We start from the raw sequence: 510 nt of genomic DNA on the forward strand, positions 1-510 counted from the left end.
AAGAAGGTGCTCATGGAAAATCCCCTAAATGTCTTGGTGGGAATTTAGGGGATTTGGGGGGATTTTGCAAAGGTGTCAGGCCGTCTGAAACCCAAAAAATTGGGGTTTCAGACGGCCTTTTTAGTAGAAATTTGTTTGGAATAATTTTAGGAAGTTTGGGTATAATTATTGTGGGGCTGGTAGCAAAAAAGCCCCATTGCAGTGGGGCTTTGTGCTGAAACCTTCCTAGAAAGGAGAGTTTCAATCATGAAACATACCACTCGCACGGGTCGTTCATGGCTGAGACTGCGAACAGTCGTTAAGATTATCTTAACCCTGTTCCTGCTTTTAGTCAATTAAACGGCTGAAAACAAAAAACTGTTTTTCAGTTTCCGCCTGTTTGTCATGAACAGGCGGTTTTTTATTGTTTAACGCTGATTCAAATGTAGGAAAGCGTTGCGTTGTTTACACCACAGGTTGAGAAAAATAAGCCTGCAAGACCTCAAACGGCGTATCGCCGTTCAAACTGCG

General features: G+C 42.7%; 1 protein-coding gene and 1 pseudogene. One reads left to right on the forward strand and one right to left on the reverse strand.

What is annotated here, in order from left to right:
• A partial coding sequence (locus tag ACTHSQ_RS11115) for a hypothetical protein (RefSeq protein ID WP_440372002.1) occupies positions 1–218 on the forward strand: 218 nt, incomplete at its 5' end.
• 226 nt (positions 219–444) lie between these two features.
• Here ACTHSQ_RS11115 and ACTHSQ_RS11120 read toward each other — a convergent pair.
• Positions 445–510: pseudogene (locus ACTHSQ_RS11120) on the reverse strand (integrase core domain-containing protein); the annotation flags it as partial.

The organism is Neisseria sp. P0009.S008, assembly GCF_051958615.1.
GTDB classification, from domain to species: domain Bacteria; phylum Pseudomonadota; class Gammaproteobacteria; order Burkholderiales; family Neisseriaceae; genus Neisseria; species Neisseria subflava.